Source organism: Streptomyces sp. NPDC087428, from assembly GCF_044744085.1.
Lineage (GTDB): Bacteria > Actinomycetota > Actinomycetes > Streptomycetales > Streptomycetaceae > Streptomyces.
Genome location: NZ_JBIUXR010000012.1, coordinates 120,198 through 138,994 on the forward strand (window position 1 = coordinate 120,198; position 18,797 = coordinate 138,994).

16 protein-coding genes are annotated in these 18,797 nt (G+C 71.9%); 11 read left to right on the forward strand and 5 right to left on the reverse strand.

Annotated elements, in window-relative coordinates; all coding sequences use genetic code 11:
- Positions 1-119: 119 nt before the first annotated feature.
- The 3 genes from ACIO3R_RS25730 (at position 120) to sucD (ending at position 3,614) form a co-directional block, all read left to right on the forward strand.
- The gene (locus tag ACIO3R_RS25730) at positions 120-1,265 is read left to right on the forward strand and encodes a vWA domain-containing protein (protein ID WP_402109274.1); all 1,146 of its coding nucleotides are present in this window, start codon (positions 120-122) and stop codon (positions 1,263-1,265) included.
- Between the two features lie 261 nt (positions 1,266-1,526).
- Complete coding sequence (gene sucC, locus ACIO3R_RS25735; RefSeq protein ID WP_363022171.1) at positions 1,527-2,708, forward strand: ADP-forming succinate--CoA ligase subunit beta; 1,182 nt, start codon at positions 1,527-1,529, stop codon at positions 2,706-2,708.
- A 21-nt stretch (positions 2,709-2,729) separates the two neighbouring features.
- Positions 2,730-3,614, forward strand: a complete 885-nt coding sequence (sucD, locus tag ACIO3R_RS25740; RefSeq protein WP_385034758.1) for a succinate--CoA ligase subunit alpha — start codon at positions 2,730-2,732, stop codon at positions 3,612-3,614.
- A 113-nt stretch (positions 3,615-3,727) separates the two neighbouring features.
- Here the strand turns inward: sucD and ACIO3R_RS25745 are convergent, their stop codons facing one another.
- Positions 3,728-5,101 (reverse strand): helix-turn-helix domain-containing protein, encoded by a 1,374-nt coding sequence (locus tag ACIO3R_RS25745; protein ID WP_402109025.1) that lies wholly within the window; start codon positions 5,099-5,101, stop codon positions 3,728-3,730.
- Between the two features lie 125 nt (positions 5,102-5,226).
- Between ACIO3R_RS25745 and ACIO3R_RS25750 the strand changes: the two genes are divergently transcribed.
- Positions 5,227-7,002, forward strand: coding sequence for a DUF6350 family protein (locus ACIO3R_RS25750; protein ID WP_402109277.1), 1,776 nt, complete (start codon positions 5,227-5,229; stop codon positions 7,000-7,002).
- Here the strand turns inward: ACIO3R_RS25750 and ACIO3R_RS25755 are convergent.
- Positions 6,992-8,005: a hypothetical protein gene (locus tag ACIO3R_RS25755; protein WP_385041332.1), complete on the reverse strand. Its 1,014-nt coding sequence runs from the start codon at positions 8,003-8,005 to the stop codon at positions 6,992-6,994. The genes ACIO3R_RS25750 and ACIO3R_RS25755 overlap by 11 nt on opposite strands.
- A 367-nt stretch (positions 8,006-8,372) precedes the next feature.
- Between ACIO3R_RS25755 and purN the strand changes: the two genes are divergently transcribed.
- Entirely contained in the window at positions 8,373-9,029 is a 657-nt protein-coding gene (gene purN, locus ACIO3R_RS25760) for a phosphoribosylglycinamide formyltransferase (protein ID WP_385041335.1), read from the forward strand.
- A complete protein-coding gene (gene purH, locus ACIO3R_RS25765) occupies positions 9,016-10,569 on the forward strand; it encodes a bifunctional phosphoribosylaminoimidazolecarboxamide formyltransferase/IMP cyclohydrolase (protein WP_385041338.1) in 1,554 nt (517 codons plus the stop codon). The genes purN and purH overlap by 14 nt, the downstream gene beginning before the upstream one ends.
- Before the next feature lie 84 nt (positions 10,570-10,653).
- Here the strand turns inward: purH and ACIO3R_RS25770 are convergent, their stop codons facing one another.
- Complete coding sequence (locus tag ACIO3R_RS25770) at positions 10,654-11,433, reverse strand: RDD family protein (protein ID WP_385352977.1); 780 nt, start codon at positions 11,431-11,433, stop codon at positions 10,654-10,656.
- 228 nt (positions 11,434-11,661) lie between these two features.
- On the opposite strand from ACIO3R_RS25770, the gene ACIO3R_RS25775 reads away from it, so the two are divergent.
- The 4 genes from ACIO3R_RS25775 (at position 11,662) to ACIO3R_RS25790 (ending at position 15,926) form a co-directional block, all read left to right on the forward strand.
- A complete protein-coding gene (locus ACIO3R_RS25775; RefSeq protein WP_385034708.1) occupies positions 11,662-12,528 on the forward strand; it encodes a bifunctional methylenetetrahydrofolate dehydrogenase/methenyltetrahydrofolate cyclohydrolase in 867 nt (288 codons plus the stop codon).
- A gap of 20 nt (positions 12,529-12,548) precedes the next feature.
- Complete coding sequence (locus ACIO3R_RS25780) at positions 12,549-13,184, forward strand: DUF3017 domain-containing protein (protein ID WP_402109029.1); 636 nt, start codon at positions 12,549-12,551, stop codon at positions 13,182-13,184.
- A gap of 485 nt (positions 13,185-13,669) precedes the next feature.
- Positions 13,670-14,740 carry a DUF2690 domain-containing protein gene (locus ACIO3R_RS25785; RefSeq protein ID WP_402109031.1) on the forward strand — a complete coding sequence of 357 codons (1,071 nt, stop codon included), beginning with the start codon at positions 13,670-13,672 and terminating at the stop codon, positions 14,738-14,740.
- 196 nt (positions 14,741-14,936) lie between these two features.
- On the forward strand, positions 14,937-15,926 hold the full coding sequence (locus ACIO3R_RS25790; protein WP_385034702.1) for a malate dehydrogenase: 990 nt from the start codon (positions 14,937-14,939) through the stop codon (positions 15,924-15,926).
- Positions 15,927-16,064: 138 nt separating this feature from the next.
- On the opposite strand, the gene ACIO3R_RS25795 is transcribed toward ACIO3R_RS25790, so the two are convergent.
- Both ACIO3R_RS25795 and ACIO3R_RS25800 read right to left on the reverse strand, forming a co-directional pair.
- Positions 16,065-16,793 carry an isocitrate lyase/phosphoenolpyruvate mutase family protein gene (locus tag ACIO3R_RS25795; protein ID WP_402109034.1) on the reverse strand — a complete coding sequence of 243 codons (729 nt, stop codon included), beginning with the start codon at positions 16,791-16,793 and terminating at the stop codon, positions 16,065-16,067.
- Positions 16,794-16,836: 43 nt separating this feature from the next.
- On the reverse strand, positions 16,837-17,346 hold the full coding sequence (locus ACIO3R_RS25800) for a carboxymuconolactone decarboxylase family protein (protein ID WP_402109036.1): 510 nt from the start codon (positions 17,344-17,346) through the stop codon (positions 16,837-16,839).
- 47 nt (positions 17,347-17,393) lie between these two features.
- On the opposite strand from ACIO3R_RS25800, the gene ACIO3R_RS25805 reads away from it, so the two are divergent.
- The gene (locus ACIO3R_RS25805; RefSeq protein WP_402109039.1) at positions 17,394-18,797 is read left to right on the forward strand and encodes a PLP-dependent aminotransferase family protein; all 1,404 of its coding nucleotides are present in this window, start codon (positions 17,394-17,396) and stop codon (positions 18,795-18,797) included.

An 18,797-nucleotide genomic window follows, 5' to 3' on the forward strand; every position in this document is an offset into this window, starting at 1 on the left:
CGACGGACAGGGCCGCCAACTCGGCGGGGACGGTGACGGAGACGGAGAAGACGGCCGGGCCGGACGAGACCCCTCGGGCGCACGGCGCGGACAGTGGTGAACGGCTGCGGCGCTGGCGCATGGTGCTGGGCGCGGACAGTGCGCAGAGCACGGGCTGCACCCTCACCGGACGCGACGCCGCGATGGACGGCGCGCTGGCCGCGCTGTACGAGAGCGGGGGCAGACAGCCCGGCGGCCGGGGCGGCGGCGGGCGTTCGGCCGGACTGGGCGCCTCCGCGCCCTCCGTGGCCCGCTGGCTCGGGGACATCCGTACGTACTTCCCCAGCTCCGTCGTCCAGGTCATGCAGCGCGACGCCATCGACCGGCTCGGCCTCTCCGCGCTCCTGCTCGAACCGGAGATGCTGGAGGCCGTCGAGGCGGACGTCCATCTCGTCGGCACCCTGCTCTCGCTCAACAAGGTCATGCCGGAGACGACGAAGGAGACCGCGAGAGCCGTCGTCCGCAAGGTCGTGGAGAAGCTGGAGAGCCGGCTCACCACCCGCACCCGGGCGGCGCTCACCGGTGCGCTGGACCGCTCGGCGAAGGTCAGCCGGCCGCGGCACCACGACATCGACTGGAACCGGACCATCCGGGCCAACCTCAAGAACTATCTGACGCTCCCCGGCGAGGACGGGGCCGGCACGATCGTGCCGGAGCGGCTCATCGGCCACGGGCGCGCGGCGCAGTCCGTGAAGAAGGACGTCATCCTCTGCATCGACCAGTCCGGCTCGATGGCGGCCTCCGTGGTGTACGCGTCGGTCTTCGGCGCCGTGCTCGCCTCCATGCGCGCCCTGCGGACCAGACTCGTCGTCTTCGACACGGCGGTCGTCGACCTCACTGACCAGCTCGACGACCCGGTGGACGTGCTCTTCGGCACCCAGCTCGGCGGCGGCACCGACATCAACCGGGCGCTCGCCTACTGCCAGTCCAGGATCACCCGCCCCGCGGACACCGTCGTCGTGCTCATCAGCGATCTGTACGAGGGCGGCATCCGCAACGAGATGCTGAAACGGGTCGCCGCGATGAAGGCGTCCGGAGTGCAGTTCGTGACCCTGCTCGCCCTCTCCGACGAGGGTGCACCCGCCTACGACCGCGACCACGCGACGGCACTCTCCGCGCTCGGCGCCCCCGCTTTCGCCTGCACGCCGGACCTCTTTCCCGAGGTGATGGCCGCGGCGATCGAGAAGCGGCCACTGCCCGTGCCGGACAGGGAGGCCCATGGGTGACGGGCCGCCGCCGGGCCGCCGTGCCCGCGCCGATTTGTCCACTGCGACCCGGCCACCAGCGCGATCTGTGACCGTAATCACCGCCCAGGGGGGATCTGCGATTTAGGGTCCTGCGGGGCGCGGGGATAACCTGCGAGATGGACATGCCGCGTATCCGGTCACCGTGTGCGCCTTCCTGGTGACAGAGCAGTCACGTTGCCCCTCGCGGCACGCCCACGCAGAAAACCAACCGCGAGACCATTTGATAAGGGACGGACGCGCGTGGACCTGTTCGAGTACCAGGCGAGGGACCTCTTCGCCAAGCACGGTGTACCGGTGCTGGCCGGTGAAGTGATCGACACGCCTGAGGCAGCCCGCGAGGCGACCGAGCGGCTGGGCGGCAAGTCGGTCGTCAAGGCACAGGTGAAGGTCGGTGGCCGAGGCAAGGCCGGCGGCGTCAAGCTGGCCGCCAACCCCGACGAGGCGGTCGCTCGCGCGACCGACATCCTCGGCATGGACATCAAGGGCCACACGGTCCACAAGGTGATGATCGCCGAGCTGTCCCCGGAGATCGAGGCGGAGTACTACGTCTCTTACCTCCTCGACCGGACCAACCGCACCTTCCTGGCCATGGCCTCGGTGCAGGGCGGCATGGACATCGAGGAGGTCGCGGAGAAGTCTCCCGAGGCCCTCGCGAAGGTTCCGGTCAACGCTGTCGACGGGGTCGACATCGTCAAGGCCCGCGAGATCGTGGCCCAGGCGAAGTTCCCGGCCGACGTGGCCGAGGGTGTCGCCGAGGCCCTGGTGACCCTGTGGGACACCTTCGTCGCCGAGGACGCACTCCTCGTCGAGGTCAACCCGCTGGTGAAGACCAAGGACGGGCGAATCCTGGCCCTGGACGGAAAGGTGTCTCTCGACGAGAACGCCGACTTCCGCCAGCCCGGCCACGAGGCGCTCGAGGACAAGGACGCGGCCAACCCGCTCGAGGCCGCCGCCAAGGCCAAGAACCTCAACTACGTCAAGCTCGACGGCGAGGTCGGCATCATCGGAAACGGTGCCGGTCTGGTCATGTCGACCCTGGACGTCGTCGCGTACGCCGGTGAGAACCACGGCAACGTGAAGCCCGCCAACTTCCTCGACATCGGTGGCGGCGCCTCCGCAGAGGTCATGGCGAACGGCCTGGAGATCATCCTCGGCGACCCGGACGTCAAGTCCGTGTTCGTCAACGTCTTCGGCGGCATCACCGCCTGCGACGAGGTCGCCAACGGCATCGTCCAGGCGCTCGAGCTGCTCAAGACCAAGGGCGAAGCGGTCACCAAGCCGCTCGTCGTGCGTCTCGACGGCAACAACGCGGAACTGGGTCGCAAGATCCTTTCCGACGCCAACCACCCGCTGGTCCAGCGCGTGGACACCATGGACGGCGCGGCCGACAAGGCCGCCGAGCTCGCCGCGGCTGCGAAGTAAGGAAGAGGGACTCAGACCACCATGGCTATCTTCCTCACCAAGGACAGCAAGGTCATCGTCCAGGGGATGACCGGCGCGACGGGCATGAAGCACACCAAGCTCATGCTCGCCGACGGCACCAACATCGTCGGCGGCGTGAACCCGCGCAAGGCCGGCACCTCCGTCGACTTCGACGGCAGCGAGATCCCGGTCTTCGGTTCCGTCAAGGAAGCGATGGAGAAGACCGGCGCGAACGTGTCCGTCCTCTTCGTGCCGCCGGCCTTCTCCAAGGCCGCCGTCGTCGAGGCGATCGACGCCGAGATCCCCCTCGCCGTCGTGATCACCGAGGGCATCGCCGTTCACGACTCGGCCGCCTTCTGGGCGTACGCCGGCGCGAAGGGCAACAAGACCCGGATCATCGGTCCGAACTGCCCCGGCCTGATCACCCCCGGCCAGTCGAACGCCGGCATCATCCCGGGCGACATCACCAAGCCCGGCCGCATCGGTCTCGTGTCGAAGTCGGGCACGCTGACCTACCAGATGATGTACGAGCTCCGTGACATCGGCTTCTCGACCGCCGTCGGCATCGGTGGCGACCCGGTCATCGGTACGACGCACATCGACGCCCTCGCGGCGTTCGAGGCCGACCCCGAGACCGACCTCATCGTCATGATCGGCGAGATCGGCGGCGACGCCGAGGAGCGTGCGGCGGACTTCATCGCATCGAGCGTCACCAAGCCGGTCGTCGGTTACGTCGCGGGCTTCACCGCCCCCGAGGGCAAGACCATGGGCCACGCCGGCGCCATCGTCTCCGGTTCCTCCGGCACCGCGCAGGCGAAGAAGGAGGCCCTTGAGGCCGCCGGCGTCAAGGTCGGCAAGACGCCGACCGAGACCGCCAAGCTGGCGCGCGAGATCCTCGGCGCCTGACGCCTCACCGCGTCGGAGCACCACCGCAGGACCGCGTCACCGCAAGCAGCGAAGCGGGCCCGTACCCCCGGCCGGGGGTACGGGCCCGCTTCGCTGCGCTCACGGCTCCGGGCTCAGCCCACTCCGGGAACCAGCCGGGCCGGACCGTGCACCAGCTCGCCGCCGAGCTTCTTCTGGAGCTTCTTGTCCTGCGGCGTGAGCTTCTGCGGACCGCCGAGCGGCGGCACCCCGCCGACCCGCTGCGCGGGCGACTGGGGCGTCTCGTACTTCCGGGGGGCGGTGGCCAGGGTGATCAGCGTCAGGCCGATCAGCAGCACGGTGAACGCGACAGCCGCCCGCGCCCAGAGCTGCGCCTTGCGCTCGCTGCCCGTACGGATCAGTTCCGGGACCGGCAGCGAGGACGTGGACTGGGCGAGGGCGAGCGCCCCGAGGTGCTCGCGCAGCAGCGCGGACTGCTCGTCCGGTGTCGACGGCGCCGCGAGCTCGGGCACCTTCTTGCCGACGGCCGCCCGCGCGGTCATCAGCCGTCCCGCCGCCGCCGGGGTGCTCGCCTCCGTCTCCGCCGCCGTCTCCGGCAGCCCCAGCCCGACCCCGTCGTGGAGCAGCAGCGTGCGACGGTACGAGGGCGGCAGGGCCAGCAGCGCGTCGAGCAGCGCACGGGGGCCGGGCGCCTCGGGCGGCGGATCGGGGCGCCGGTGCTCGCGGCGCAGCCGGTGCCACGGCGACATCGCGTGCTCGTGGGCGGCCGCCCGTACCCATCCCGCCGGGTCCCGGTCCACGGCGACCTCGGGCCAGCGCTGCCAGGCGAGGTCGAAGGCCTTGCGGACTGCCTCGCGGGAGAGACCGCGGCGGCCGGTCAGCAGATAGGTCTGGCGGAACAGCGCGGCGGCGGTGTGCCGGTACAGGGCGTCGAACGCCTCGGCGGGCGAGGGCCCGGCCTCGGCCTCGGTCCCGGTCCCGGCTCCGGCCCCGGTCTCTGAACCACTCTCACCGCCGCTGGAAGCGGCCGCGGCGACTGCCTCAGGGACCTCAGGGACCTCAAGGACCTCAGGGACCTCAGAGATCTCAGGAAGTTCGACAGGATCAGGGGCTTCGGGCAAATCAACGGCCTCATGGGCCTCAGGCACCCCAACGACCTCAGCCGCAGCCTCACTCTTGGCAGCGGCAGCGGCAGCGGCAGCGGCAGCGGCAGCACCGGCCCCGCCCCCGGCATCCTTCGACCACATGTCCGGTGCGGCCGGTTTGACGGCATCGGCGGGTGGCGTGGGCGGAGTGTCACCCGTTCCGATGAGCCGGGCGTACGCCTCGCGCTTGCGCCCGCGCGGGCTGGTGCGGCCCGTCTCCCAGGCCCGGACCGTGGCCCGGGTGACGCCCACGGCCGCCGCGACCTGCTCCTCACTCAGCGACTTCGCCTCCCGCAGCCTGCGACGCTCCTTGGGCGACGGGAGCGGGTAGGCGGCTGCCGTGCCGGTCGTGCTCTGTGTCATGAGGGCTCTCCGCCCGGCCTGCGCGGGGTGAAAAAGTACATAAACGTATATTGAGCGACACAGCGGTCATTCGCCCGTTACATGGATTAAGCGCGTGTCGTTGGCAGCATTGCGGTGTGACCCAAGTGACCGAACGCAGCCCGTTGTTGTCGGCAGAGCACGGACGGCCCGCCGTACTGGCCTCCGCGCTGCTGCGCGGGGCGCTTGCCGCAGGGCTCGGACTGGGCTCTGTCGCCGCGCTCGTCATGGTGCTGTGGATCAGCTCCCCGGCCTCCGGCAGTGGTCCCGGCGAGGCCGTCCACACGGCTGCCGGCCTGTGGCTGCTGGCCCATGGCGCCGAACTGATCAGAACGGACACCCTGACCGGGTCCCCGGCCCCCGTCGGGGTCGTCCCCCTTCTGTTCGCCGCCATGCCGGTCTGGCTGGTGCACCGCGCGGCCAGGGATGTGCTGGAGCCCGAGGAGGGCCGCGGGGCCCCCTCGCCCGCAGGCGCGTTCGCCCTGGTGACGGGCGGTTATCTGCTGGTCGGGGCGGTGGTCGCGCTCTATGTGCGGGGCGCCTCGCTGTCCGTCGAGCCGCTGTCCCTGCTGTTCCCCTCGGCCGTCGTGGTGGCGGGAGCGGCGGCGGCCGGGGTGTGGACGGCCTCCGGGCGCCCGCTCGGACCGCCGCCCTCCTGGGCGCCGGTACGGCTGCACGAGGCGATGGCGCGCTCCAGGTTCGTCCGGCGGGCAGAGGTGGTGGGCCGGTCCGCGGCGGCCGGGGTGATGGTCCTGCTGGGTGGTGGTGCGCTCGTCGTCGCGGCGGCGCTGGTGTGGCACGCGGATCCGGTCCAGGACTCGTTCCTGCGGCTGTCCGGCGACTGGGCCGGGCGGTGCGCGGTGCTGTTCCTCGCGCTGCTGCTGGTGCCGAACGCGGCGGTGTGGGGCGCCGCGTACGGGCTCGGGCCGGGGTTCGCGCTCGGTACGGCGTCCACGGTCGCCCCGGTCGCCTTCGTGGGCCGCCCCGCGGTGCCGGACTTCCCGCTGCTGGCCGCGATGCCGGCCGAGGGCGCGGGGACGCCGCTGAACTGGGCGACCGCGGCGGTCCCGGTCGCGGCGGCGCTGACGGTCGCCTGGTTCACCGTACGGCGGGCGGTGCCCGTCGACGGTGCGCGCGAGGACGCGTGGAGCCCGGGGGAGACCGCGTTCACCGCCGCGCTGGGAGCGCTGGGCTGCGGGATCGGCGCCGCGCTGCTGGCGGCGGCGGCCGGGGGGCGGCTCGGGACCCGGGCACTGGCGGAGTTCGGTCCCGTGTGGTGGCTCACCGGGGCGGCGGCCCTCGCGTGGACGGTGGCCCTCGGTGTCCCGATGGCGCTGTTGCTGCGGGCCTGGCGGCTGCGCGTACGCACCGCCCCCGAGGAGCCGACGGCAGAGGCGACGACCGGAGCGAACACAACGAATACAACGAACACGGCGGAAGTAGCCACAGCGGCCACAGACACCACAACGGCCGAAGCGGCAGAAGAGGCAGCCGCGCCGATCGGACGCAGATGGTGGGGCCGCCGAAAGGCGGACCCGGACCCGGACCCGGAACCGGACGGCACGGAGGCCGGGGCGGGCCCCGTACCCGGCCACGCTCCGGCAGCCACGCCCGCACCGGCACGCGTGCCCGCGTCCCTGTCCGTATCTCCGTCCCCGTCCCCGTCCCCGGCCGTATCCCCGTCCCTGGCCGCATCCCCGTCCGCACCCGGATCGGGCGCCTCTGGCGGGACCGGTGTGGGCGGCCTCGGTGAGCAGGGTGACGCGGACGGGGAGCTGTACGACTTCCTGCCCACCGATCCCTGGCACGCGAGGGCGGCCGACGAACGGGTGGACCGGCCGGCGGATGCCGGACCGGCCCACCCGCCGGAGGCTACTTCTTGACGCCGAAGAGGGGTTCCAGCGGCTTCGGCAGCAGATCGTTGCAGGACACCTGGCCCGACTTGGTGAGGGCGTCGTTCACGCAGGTGTAGTAGTCCCGGTAGACCAGCTGCACGGTGAACGACGTCGCGACGATCGCCAGGGCGATCAGCGCCGTCACCAGACCGCTGACCGCGGCCGTCGTCTGCTGCCGGCTGCCGCGCTGAGCGAACGCGGTGCCAGATGCACCCGGTGCTGCTGCGGTCCCCGGTGTTGCCGCGGCCCCCGCCGTGGCGGCACCGCTGCCGGTCCCGGCGCCCTGGGCGTCGGCAGGCGTTCCGGCGGACGCGCCCGAGGACGATCCGGCCGACGTCTCGCCTGCCGTCGACGGTTCCTTCGGCTTGGCCCGGAGCGCGCTGATGGACCAGTAGGTCGCGAGCGCACCCAGCAGCAGGGCGATCTCCGGCAGATCGAAGATCGCGAAGAAGAACGCCCACATGCCGGCGAGCAGTGAGTAGCGCGCCCGGCGCTGGACCGGGTCGGTCGGGTCCCAGCGCATCCCGCCGGGCTTGCCCTCCTGGCCGTTCCGGCCGCCACCCTGTCCGTTCGGCCCGGCGGGTCCGGCGGGCCGCCCGCCGAAGTCGCCGCTCTGGCGTCCGGGCTGTTGGCTGCTCCACTGGCTGCCCCAGACGGGCCGGTTGTCGGGGGAGCCGCCCTCGGGGGCGTCCCCGCCGTCGCCGTTGTTCTCGCCGTTTCCGTGGGTACCGCCGTTGACCGGGTGGCGCGGCTGCCACGGCTGGTCGGGGCGGTCCTCCGGCGGCGGTGCGAAGGGGTTGTCGTCCTCGGGACGGGACCCGGAGGACCCGGAGGACCCCGACGGCGAGGAGGAGGAAGACGAGGAGGAGGGAGAAGAGGAAGAGGGAGAAGAGGAGGAGCCCGGCGTGGGGGACTGGCGCTCCCGCATCAGCAGTGAGCTCCGCTCGGGCAGCGGGTGGCGGAAGGCGGTGCGGCGGCGTCGGTCCGGCATATGGTGAACGTCTTCCCCATCTCGTCATTTCCGCCCTGTGGACGGTTCGCTGTCACCTGACGCTACCTCCCGGCGAGGAGGGGCCGAAAGCTGGGCGTGCACGCGCGGTGGCCCACAGCCGCCGCCCGGAGCGCCCGCTCCCGCACGAGGCGGAGCGCCACCGGTCCCTCACCCCCGTCACGCGGGGGCCTCGTGAGGTGCCGGTATCGTTGCTGACGGTCGACTCGTTCGTAGAGTTCCCCGTATCGGGGGGCGTGCTTCTTTCGTATGACCGTACAAACAGCATGGCCGCCGTGCCGCACCTCCCGCAATGCGGCTGGCGGTGCGGCCGCTTCGAACTGCTCCACACGCGAGAAAGGGCCCAGCCGTGGCCTCCCCGCTCTCCTCCGCCGCCCCGGCCCGACTGGTCGTGCTGGTCTCCGGTTCCGGTACGAACCTCCAAGCCCTGCTCGACGCGATCGGTGACGACCCCGAGGGGTACGGCGCGCAGGTCGTCGCGGTCGGTGCGGACCGCGACGGCATCGCCGGCCTGGAGCGGGCCGGACAAGCCGGAATCCCCACTTTCGTGTGCCGGGTCAAGGACCACGCGTCCCGCGCGCAGTGGGATGCCGCGCTCGCCGCGGCCACCGCCGCGCACCGCCCGGACCTCGTCGTGTCCGCGGGGTTCATGAAGATCGTGGGCAAGGAGTTTCTCGCCGGGTTCGGCGGCCGGTTCATCAACACCCACCCCGCCCTGCTCCCGAGCTTTCCCGGTGCCCACGGCGTGCGTGACGCGCTCGCGTACGGCGTGAAGGTCACCGGGTGCACCGTCCACTTCGTCGACGACGGCGTCGACACCGGTCCGATCATCGCGCAGGGCGTGGTCGAGGTGACCGAAGAGGACACCCCGGAGGGCGAAGCAGCTCTCCATGAACGCATCAAGGAAGTCGAGCGCAAGCTGCTCGTCGAGGCCGTGGGGCGGCTCGCCCGTGACGGCTATCGCATTGAGGGACGAAAGGTTCATCTCGATCATGTCGGTGAATAAGCCCATCCGCCGCGCCCTGGTCAGCGTCTACGACAAGACCGGGCTCGAAGACCTCGCCCGCGGTCTGCACGAGGCCGGTGTCGAGCTGGTCTCCACCGGTTCCACCGCCGGGAGGATCGCGGCCGTCGGAGTGCCGGTCACCAAGGTCGAGGAGCTCACCGGTTTCCCCGAGTGCCTCGACGGCCGCGTCAAGACGCTGCACCCCCGCGTCCACGCCGGCATCCTGGCCGACCTCCGCCTCGACGCCCACCGCGAGCAGCTCGCCGAGCTGGGCGTGGAGCCGTTCGACCTGGTGGTCGTCAACCTCTACCCGTTCAAGGAGACCGTCGCCTCCGGCGCCTCGGCTGACGAGTGCGTGGAGCAGATCGACATCGGCGGCCCCTCGATGGTCCGCGCCGCCGCCAAGAACCACCCGTCGGTGGCCGTCGTCACCAGCCCCGAGCGGTACGCCGACGTGCTCGCCGCCGTCGAGGCCGGCGGCTTCGACCTGACGGCCCGCAAGCGGCTCGCCGCCGAGGCCTTCCAGCACACCGCCGCGTACGACGTGGCCGTCGCCTCCTGGTTCGCCGCCGACTACGCCGCCGACGACGACTCGGGCTTCCCGGACTTCTTCGGTACGACGTACGAGCGCCAGAACGTCCTGCGCTACGGCGAGAACCCGCACCAGCCCGCCGCGCTCTACACCTCCGGCGCCGGCGGCCTGGCCGGTGCCGAGCAGTTGCACGGCAAGGAGATGTCGTACAACAACTACACGGACACCGACGCCGCGCGCCGGGCCGCGTACGACCACGCCGAGCCGTGCGTCGCGATCATCAAGCACGCCAACCCGTGCGGCATCGCGATCGCCGACGACGTCGCGGAGGCGCACCGCAACGCGCACGCCTGCGACCCGCTGTCGGCGTACGGCGGTGTCATCGCCGTCAACCGTCCGGTGACCGTCGCGATGGCCGAGCAGGTCGCGGAGATCTTCACCGAGGTCATCGTCGCCCCGGCGTACGAGGACGGCGCGGTCGAGGTCCTGTCCCGCAAGAAGAACATCCGCGTGCTGCGCTGTCCCGAGGCCCCGTCCGCCGAGGTCGAGGTCAAGCCGATCGACGGCGGTGCGCTGCTCCAGGTCACCGACCGCCTCCAGGCCGACGGCGACGACCCGGCCAACTGGACGCTCGCCACCGGCGAGGCGCTCTCCGCCGATGAGCTCAGGGAGCTCTCCTTCGCCTGGAAGGCGTGCCGCGCGGTCAAGTCCAACGCGATCCTGCTCGCCAGGGACGGCGCCTCCGTCGGCGTCGGCATGGGCCAGGTCAACCGCGTCGACTCCGCGAAGCTCGCCGTCGAGCGGGCGGGCGAGGAGCGGGCGCGGGGCGCGTACGCGGCCTCCGACGCCTTCTTCCCCTTCCCCGACGGGCTGGAGATCCTGACGGCGGCCGGTATCAAGGCCGTGGCCCAGCCGGGCGGTTCGGTCCGCGACGAGCTGGTGGTCGAGGCCGCGAAGAAGGCGGGCGTGACGATGTACTTCACCGGCACCCGCCACTTCTTCCACTGAGCCCGGACGCTCCGCACCACGCGAAGGGCCGGTCTCCCCGAACGAGTTCGGGGAGACCGGCCCTTCGTCGTGGTGCGGTCCGCGTTACTGCTTGATCACCAGGGTGCCGGCGGCACGGTCGTGCCAGCCCTGAAGCTTCCCGGAGTTGTCGAAGAACGGGGACAGGTACGTGAGGATGGCGCCGATGTAGCAGAGGAACGCGCCGACGATCGGGATGATCCAGCGGATGAAGCCGGCACCGAGACCCGGGGCCAGGCCCGTGTTCTCCTTGACGACCTTCAGCCCGAGCGCCTTCTTGCCCAGCGTGGCGCCGATCAGCGAGATCAGCAGCCACTCGTAGAGCAGCGTGATCAGGATGAAGAGGGCCAGCACGCCGAACATGGTGGCGATGATGCTGACGCTCGCGTCGTTCACACAGGACTGGTAGCCCGGGTCCAGGGAGTTGCCGCAGTCGTCGGTGCTCTTCGCGAGGCCCATGGCGCTCGCCAGGCCGATCGCGCTGAGGATGCCGTAGAGCACACCGATGACGACGCCGTCTATGCAACGGGCGCCGAGGCGGCGGCCCATCGAGGCGACCTCGACCGTGCCGAGCGTCGGGATGTTGATGTAGCCGCTGTTGGCCTGGAGCGTGCCGGGGGCCTGGGGCGGGTAGCCGTAGCCGGGCTGGCCCTGCGGCGGGACGCCGGGCTGCTGCTGCGGGTAGCCGTAACCGGGCTGCCCCTGCGGCGGGACGCCCTGCGGGGCCTGCTGCGGGTAGCCGTATCCGGGCTGGCCCTGCGGCGGCTGGCCCTGCGGCGGCTGACCGGGCTGCTGGCCCGGCTGCTCGCCGTAGGGGTTGTTCGGGTTCGGGTCGCCGAAGCTCATCTGGGCGTTTCCTCCAACGGACATACGGGGACGAATGCGGCCGCGCGGAGGAAAGAAAACATCAGCGGTCCGCCCCCCGGGTACATCTGCGGCACTGCGGCCTTCATCGTTATAAGCGGTATGTAAGTTTGTCCAGCCGCAGTGCGAGAAGTTGTCCAAGTGCAACCTTGTGTCCACGGTCGGTACCTGTACTTGGTCCCCGGGCGGGTCATCCGCGAGAATGCCCGCATGACTGCCCAGATTCTCGATGGCAAAGCCACCGCAGCCGTGATCAAGTCCGATCTCACCGCCCGCGTGGCGGCCCTCAGGGCCCGGGGTGTCACCCCCGGCCTGGGAACCCTGCTGGTGGGGGACGACCCGGGCAGCAGGTGGTACGTGAACGGCAAGCACCGCGACTGCGCGCAGGTCGGCATCGGCTCCATCCAGCGCGAACTCCCCGACACCGCCACCCAGGAGGAGATCGAGGACGTCGTACGGGAACTCAACGCCGATCCCGAGTGCACGGGTTACATCGTGCAGCTCCCCCTGCCCAAGGGGATCGACACCAACCGCGTTCTGGAACTGATGGATCCGGCCAAGGACGCCGACGGCCTCCACCCGATGAGCCTCGGCCGGCTCGTGCTCAACGAGGCGGGACCGCTGCCCTGCACCCCGCAGGGTGTCGTGCAGTTGCTCCGCCACCACGGTGTGGAGATCAACGGGGCACATGTCGTGGTCGTCGGACGCGGTGTCACCATCGGCCGGTCGATCCCGCTGCTGCTGACCCGCAAGTCGGAGAACGCCACGGTCACCCAGTGCCACACCGGTACCCGTGACCTCTCCGCCCACCTGCGGCAGGCCGACATCATCGTCGCGGCCGCCGGTGTGCCGCACATCATCAAGCCCGAGGACGTGAAGCCGGGCGCGGCCGTGCTCGACGTCGGCGTCAGCCGGGACGAGAACGGCAAGATCGTCGGCGATGTCCACCCGGGCGTCGCCGAGGTCGCCGCGTGGATCTCGCCGAACCCGGGCGGTGTCGGCCCGATGACCCGCGCCCAGTTGCTCGTCAACGTGGTCGAGGCGGCCGAGCGCGACTCCGTCCCGTCCGCGAGCTGATCCGAACCGGAAGGAACCCCATGGGTGCTGGTACGAGTCCGGCCGACCGGGCCGCCGCCGCGGACGGGCCGGTCGCCGAGCGGCCAGAGGCGCAGGCCGACGCCCTGGCCGAGGGCGCTGCCGATGCCCCGGCCGCCGAGGAGCCCGCGGCTTCGGGCGACGAGGGGGCGACAGCGGGCGACGAGGGGGCGACAGCGGCCCCGGGTGAAGGCTCGGACACCCGCACCGGCAGCCACCTGGCACCCGGTCCCGCGGCGGGCCGGTCACGGCCGGCGGCGTCGCTCACGCTGGACACCGCGCGTCCCGAGGGCGGCGGCCGGGCGGCGGGCCGGGACGCCCCGGCCCCCGCCCGTCAGTGGCCGTTGCTCGCGGTGCTCGGCACGGCCGCGATCGGCCTGCTGATCGTGGCCTCCGCCCCCTTCGAGGAGGCCTTCCGGATCGGCACGATACTGATCGGCGTGGCGCTCATCGGGGGCGCGGTGCTCCGCATGGTGATCCCCTCGGTGGGCATGCTCGCGGTGCGCTCCCGCTTCACCGACCTGGTGACGTACGGACTGCTGGGCGTCCTCATCGTGATGCTCTCGCTGATGGCGCAGCCCAAGCCGTGGCTGGACATCCCGTTCCTGGAGAACGCGGTCCACTTCACGATCCGCTGAATCCGTGCGGCCGCCCCGGGCCGTGGTCCGGTGCCCGTCCCCTCCCCCGAGAAGGGACGGACGCCGGAGGCGGGACGGGGCACGCCCGGAGCGAAAAGCTCCGGAATGTGGCGAGTTGAGCGGCCTTGCCCCGTCCTGACTCCAGCCTTGTGGTTGGGGGAGGTCTGTTCAAGGGATGACTGTGGCCTGTGGCACGGAAGTGACCATTCCGCCACGGTGTGATCGTCAGGCAACGATGGCAGACTGGCCCGGCAGGCAGCGGGCGAACCGGGCGAGGCAGGGGCGCGCGAGGGTGCGTACCGGACTTCCGGGTGCAACCGTGCGCTCTCGCTCCAGGAACTGGCGGCCCGCGTTCGCGCATCCCCCTGGGCAGTCCGGAGCGGAAGACCACCGGTTCCGGACAGGGGGAGCGGTGTGTGATGCGCCGGGCGCGTCCGGGGGCAGCGGAAGCCGACACGATGTGAAGTGGGAAGCAGGGGGAAGTAATGCCTCGTTGGAAGGCACTGCCGGAGGATCTCGACCCACAGGTACGGGAGTTTGCCGGTCAGCTGCGCAGGCTCGTCGACCGCAGCGGTCTGAGCCTCGCGACGGTGGCCGACCGCACGGGCTACAGCAGGACGTCGTGGGAGCGGTACCTGAACGGGCGGCTGCTCGCCCCCAGGGGCGCGATCGTTGCGCTCGCCGAGGTGACGGGCGCCAACCACGCACATCTGAACACCATGTGGGAGCTGACGGAACGGGCCTGGAGTCGTGCCGAGATGCGCCACGACATGACGATGGAAGGCATGCGGATCATCCAGGCGCGGGCCGCGCTCGGCGAGACCGAGCAGCCGTCGCGCGGGCACGGCAGGAGCCGCCCCTCCGGTGCCGTCGGCACGGCCGGGGGTCCGGCGGCGGGTATGGGCGACGGGGGCCGCACGCCGTCCGTACCGGTCCAGCGAGGGACCGTTCCGCAGGTCCCTCAGCAGCCGTACGCCTGGCCGGACCAGCAGATGGACCCGGGGCCCGGCCAGCCGCCCGCACGCCGCGGCACCGGCGGTGAACGTCGCCGTGACCGCGGCCGCCGCAAACAGCTCGTGGTCGCCGTAGCCGCGGTGGCCGTGCTGCTGGCGGTGACCGGAGTCGTCCTGCTGACCGGTTCGGGCGGTGACCCCGACGCCGGCAAGGCCGCCGCGCCTTCCCCGTCACCGACGAGCAGCGCGCCGGAACTGCCGGCCGGGGTCGGGTGCAGCGGCTCCGACTGCGCCGGGCAGGACCCCGAGGACATGGGCTGCGGCGGCGAGTACGTCCGTACTGTCTCCAGCGCCACCGTCGGCACAAGCGTCGTCGAGGTGCGGTACAGCAAGACGTGCGGGGCGGCGTGGGCCCGGATCACCAAGGCGGCCACCGGCGACACCGTACGGATCAGCGCGGGCGGCACCGGCCAGGACGGCACGGTGTCCGCCGCCGCGGACACGTACACCCCGATGGTCGCCGTGAAGCGGGTCGCCGACATCAAGGCGTGCGCGACCCTCGCCACCGGTACGAAGGGGTGCACGGGCGAAGCGTCCGGGTGAGCGGGGAAGCGGGGTGCCGTCAGCGAGCCGGTGAGCGGGGAGTGACCGGTTGTGTGCGGTGCCACGGGGGGCCGGGCGGCCACGGGGTTCCGGGTCGGATAGCCTGATCGCTGGATATCTCTTCACATCAAGATTCAGGGATGCCCAGCACCAGGGGCCAGGAGCCCCCACCGCCAGCTGTCTAACGGAGATCGCCATGACCCGCACTCCCGTGAATGTCACCGTGACCGGCGCAGCCGGCCAGATCGGCTACGCGCTGCTCTTCCGCATCGCCTCCGGCCACCTGCTCGGCCCGGACGTGCCGGTCAACCTGCGTCTCCTGGAGATCCCGCAGGGTCTGAAGGCCGCCGAGGGCACCGCGATGGAGCTCGACGACTGCGCCTTCCCGCTGCTGCGCAACATCGAGATCACCGACGACGCCAACGTCGGCTTCGCCGGCGCGAACGTCGCCCTGCTCGTCGGCGCCCGCCCGCGCACCAAGGGCATGGAGCGCGGCGACCTGCTCTCCGCCAACGGCGGCATCTTCAAGCCGCAGGGCAAGGCGATCAACGACAACGCCGCGGACGACATCAAGGTCCTCGTCGTCGGCAACCCGGCCAACACCAACGCGCTCATCGCGCAGGCCGCCGCCCCGGACGTACCGGCCGAGCGCTTCACCGCGATGACCCGGCTGGACCACAACCGCGCGATCTCGCAGCTGGCCGCCAAGACCGGTGCCGCCGTCTCCGACATCAAGAAGCTGACGATCTGGGGCAACCACTCGGCCACCCAGTACCCGGACATCTTCCACGCGGAGATCGCCGGCAAGAACGCCGCCGAGCTCGTCAACGACGAGGCCTGGCTGGGCGACACCTTCATCCCGACCGTCGCCAAGCGCGGCGCCGCGATCATCGAGGCCCGTGGCGCGTCCTCGGCCGCCTCCGCCGCGAACGCCGCCATCGACCACGTGCACACCTGGGTCAACGGCACCGCCGCCGGCGACTGGACCTCCATGGGTATCCCGTCGGACGGCTCCTACGGCGTTCCCGAGGGCATCATCTCGTCCTTCCCGGTCACCACCGAGAACGGCACGTACAAGATCGTCCAGGGTCTGGACATCAACGCGTTCTCCCGTGCGCGCATCGACGCGTCGGTGAAGGAGCTCACCGAGGAGCGCGACGCGGTCCGCGAGCTCGGCCTCATCTGATCCCCGGCGGATCCTGACCCGGTCCGCAGGTGATCCACCGCCCGTTCGCGGGTACGTCGACGCCCCCGGCGCAGCGTTCAGCCGCTGCCGGGGGCGTTCGCGTTTTCTTGTGCGCGGGCCCGGGTCCTGGGTGCGGGCTCAGGCCTTCCGCAGCCCGTCGGCGATCCCGCGTACCGCGGCCATCGCCCGGTGCTGGAGGCCGGGGCCGAAGGTGATCCGGGCGGCGCCCAGTTCCCCGAGCCGGCGCGGGCCCGGACCGTCCGGCCGGGCCAGCGCGTTGAGCGGTACGGGTACGGCGGCGGCCAGGCGGGGGAGCGCCTCGGCCGGGGCGCCGATCGGGTAGACGCAGTCCGCGCCCGCGGCCACGTACAGCAGGGCCCGGCGCACGGTCTCCGCCTCCTGGTCCGTGCCCGCCGGGACGCCGTGGACGTAGGTGTCGACGCGGGCGTTGACGAAGAGCCGGTCCCCGGCCGCCGCCCGCACCTCCGCGAGCCGCTCCGCCTGCCGGTCCGCGTCCCTCAGGACACCGTCCTCCGAGTCCTCCAGGTTGCAGCCGACGACCCCGGTGGCGAGCAGCCGTTCCACCAGCTCCTCCGGCGCGAGTCCGTACCCCGCCTCGATGTCGGCCGACACGGGGACGGCGACGGCGCGGGCGATCCGCGTCACCGCGGCGAACATCTCGGCCGCGGGCGTCCGGCCGTCCTCGTAACCGAGCGACGCCGCGACGCCCGCGCTCGGCGTGGCCAGGGCCGGGAATCCCGCGTCGGCGAAGACACGGGCGCTCGCGGCGTCCCACGGGCCGGGCAGGACCAGGGGATCGCCGGCGGTGCGGCCGCGGTGCAGCGCGCGGAGGTCGGACGCGGTCATCGCGGTGGCTCCTGAGTCGGATCGGGGGTACGGGGTGAGCGGATCAGCGGTGGTCGCCGGGGGTGTAGTGGCCCGGGACCATCCGGGTGGTCACGGCGAACCGGTTCCAGGCGTTGATCGTGATGATCGCGGCGACGAGGTGGGCGAGCTCCGTCTCGTCGAAGTGCTTCGCGGCCTTCGCGTACACCTCGTCCGGCACGAAACCGTCGGTCAGGACGGTCACCGCCTCGGTCAGCTCGATCGCCGCGATCTCCTTCGGGGTGTAGAAGTGCTGCGACTCCTCCCACGCGCTGAGCTGCACGATCCGCTGGACGGACTCACCCGCCGCGAGCGCGTCCTTGGTGTGCATGTCGAGGCAGAACGCGCAGTGGTTGAGCTGCGAGGACCGGATCTTCACCAGCTCGGCCACGACCGGGTCGAGCCCCTTGCGGGACGAGGCCTCCAGGCGGGCCATCGCCTTGTAGACGTCGGGAGCGTGCTCGGCCCACTGCATGCGGGGCGTGTGCTCGGTGGCGTACTCGGACGTTGCGTGGCTGTGCTCGTTCGTCGTCATGCAGCCGACGTTACGCGTGGGGTGGCGCAGCGGTATGGTCCATTTTCATGACAGATCCGTGGGCCACTCTCGGCGCCGACCTGCACATTGACCCGAACGGCGCCACCGGACTGCGGGCCGGTCTCATGGACGCCCTGCGCGAGGCGGCCCGGACGGGCCGGCTGGCACCGGGGACCCGGCTGCCGTCGTCCCGCACCCTCGCGGCCGACCTCGGCATCGCCCGCAACACGGTCGCCGACGCCTACGCGGAACTGGTCGCGGAGGGCTGGCTCACCGCCCGCCAGGGCTCCGGCACCCGCGTCGCGCAGCGCGCCGAGCCGCGCCGGGCGGCGGCCAGGGCGCCGCGCTCCCGGCCGCCGCGCACCAGTCCGGCCTACAGCCTGATGCCCGGCTCGCCCGACCTGTCGACGTTCCCGCGCGCCGAGTGGCTCAAGGCGGCCCGGCGCGCCCTCGCCGCGGCGCCCAACGAGGCCCTCGGATACGGCGATCCGCGCGGCCGCGTCGAACTGCGCACGGTGCTCGCCGGCTATCTGTCACGGGCCCGCGGCGTGTACGCGGACCCCGAACGCATCGTGGTCTGCTCCGGCTTCGTCCACGGACTGATGCTGATGGGAAAGGTGCTGCGGGAGCGCCGGGTGCGGGAGGTGGCCGTCGAGTCGTACGGACTCGACGTGCACACCAGCCTCCTCACCGAGGCCGGGCTGCGCATCCCCTGCCTGCCGCTCGACGGACTCGGCTCCGTGACCGGCGAACTGCCCCGGCTGCGGGGCGCGGGCGCGGTGCTGCTGACACCCGCGCACCAGTTCCCGACCGGGGTGCCGCTCCACCCCGACCGGCGGGCCGCCGCCGTCGACTGGGCCCGGAGCACCGGCGGCCTGATACTGGAGGACGATTACGACGGAGAGTTCCGCTACGACCGCCAGCCGGTCGGCGCACTCCAGGGACTGGACCCCGAACACGTCGTGTACCTGGGCACCGCCAGCAAGTCCCTGGCACCGGGGCTGCGGCTGGGCTGGATGGTCGTCCCGCAGGCGCTGGTGGGCGAGGTGACCGCGGCCAAGGGGCTGAGCGACTGGGCGTCCAGTGCGCTGGACCAGCTGACGCTCGCGGAGTTCATCGCCTCCGGCGCGTACGACCGGCACGTGCGCTCGATGCGGCTGCGCTACCGCAACCGCCGCGACCAGCTTGTCGCGGCGCTGGCGGAACGGGCCCCGTCCATCAGGATCAGCGGGATCGCCGCAGGGATGCACGCCGTACTCGAACTCCCGGCGGGAAGCGAGGCGGACGTGGTCCGCTCCGCGGCCTGGCAGGGGCTGGCGGTGGAAGGGCTGTCCTCCTTCCGCCACCCGGACGCGGAGATACGCCGGGAGGCCCTGGTCATCGGCTACGGAACCCCGACCGACAGCGCCTGGGCCGGCACACTGGACGCGCTCGTACGGGTGCTGCCGTGA